The sequence below is a fragment of the Bartonella sp. AP150HLJHH genome (assembly GCF_042196385.1).
Lineage (GTDB): Bacteria > Pseudomonadota > Alphaproteobacteria > Rhizobiales > Rhizobiaceae > Bartonella.
Window position 1 is genome coordinate 1 of record NZ_JBHIQC010000083.1, and the last position, 1594, is coordinate 1594.

At 38.1% G+C, this 1594-nt stretch carries 1 protein-coding gene; it reads left to right on the forward strand.

All coding sequences use genetic code 11. The annotated features are described in order from the left end of the window. The coding region (locus tag ACFING_RS09685; RefSeq protein WP_375630743.1) for a YfjI family protein at nt 1-1547 on the forward strand (1547 nt) is incomplete at its 5' end. Between the last annotated feature and the right edge of the window lie 47 nt (nt 1548-1594).

The window sequence follows — 1594 nt, forward strand, 5'->3', positions numbered from 1 at the left end:
TCTCTTTAAACGAAAATACTTGTTTAAAAGCCATTTCTTATGAACAAGCCTTGCAACAAAATGGTTGGGGGCAATTAAAACCGATTGCTACGGCTCTCTTACCTGTCGAGCCTTTTAGCTTATTACAGCTTCCAATGTCATTAATGGACTATATTTATGAGGTTGCCGATCTTCAACAATCTTCTATCGATTTTATTGCTATCTCTGCTTTATGTGGATTGGCTGCTGTCATTGGAAATGGCGTGCGTATCGCTCCCAAAAAACATGATAATAATTGGAAAATTGTTCCTAATCTCTGGGGTGCTCTTGTGGGGCAACCTTCAACACTCAAAACACCTACCATGCAAGCCGCTTTAACTCCTCTCTATGCCTTTCAAGAGGAATGGCATCAAGAATGGTTAAAGAAGAAAGAACAGCAAGAAAAGAAAGATATTCTTATTGAATTAGATAAACGAGAAAAGAAAAAACAAGCCTATAAAGCACTCAAAGATCAAGATGAGGAACAAGCCCTTGCCCTTCTTTCACAATCTATTGAACACAAAGAAAGTGATGATAACACTCTTGATAAACGACGTCTTATTGTCAACGATGTGACTGTCGAAAAGCTTGGGGAACTCTTAAAAGAAAACCCCCGTGGTCTCTTGATGGTACGAGATGAATTGGCTGGGTTTTTAGCTAATATGGAAAGAAAGGAATACCAAACAGACCGTGCCTTTTATCTAACAGCTTTTAATGGCAATACGTCATACACCTATGACCGTATTGAACGTGGAACCATTCATATTCCCAATGCAACCATTTCCATTATTGGGGGCATTCAACCCTCACGCATTATTCCCATTATTCAAGCCATGTGCCATGGAATAAATGATGATGGTTTCATGCAACGATTTCAAATGATTGTATGGCCCGACGAACGAAAAAAGCGGTTATGGACGGATAGACCTCCCAATCAAAAGGTATGGGAAAGCTATCAAGGGGTCTTTCGTTCTCTTTATGATAAACCGTTAGGCTCACCAAAGCATCCGATAACCATACGCTTTTCTGCTGAAGCTCAAGAAATGTTTCGTGTATGGTGGGAAAATTTTCAGAAAAAAATAAATAGTGGTCATTTCTCTACAAATTTACAATCGTATCTTTTGAAAATGGATAAAACCATACCAACACTTGCGTTGATTTTTGAATTGACCGAAGGGGGTCGTTTTGAAATCAATAGAAATGCTCTTGAGAGAGCCTTGTATTGGGAAAAATATCTGTTAAGTCATGCCAAACGTCTTTATGCGGCGCATGATACATTAGCAACAGAAAGTGCAAACTTGCTTGTCAAGCGCTGTGATTATTTACCTAATGTTTTTACTGCACGGGATGTTTATAAACGTGATTGGAAATGTTTAAAAGACAATGAAGCTGTGAAGCAAGCTTTAGAGCTTTTATGCCGTTGCAATTATATTCGTGAAATCTCTGGAGACAATAACTCCCAAGGCGGTCGACCTACCATACGCTATGAATGGCATCCTTTAGTGAAAAGTCATAAAACATTTCAATGAATGAATTTTAAATTCCAATAAAACATATAACTTATGTATTCATAAAA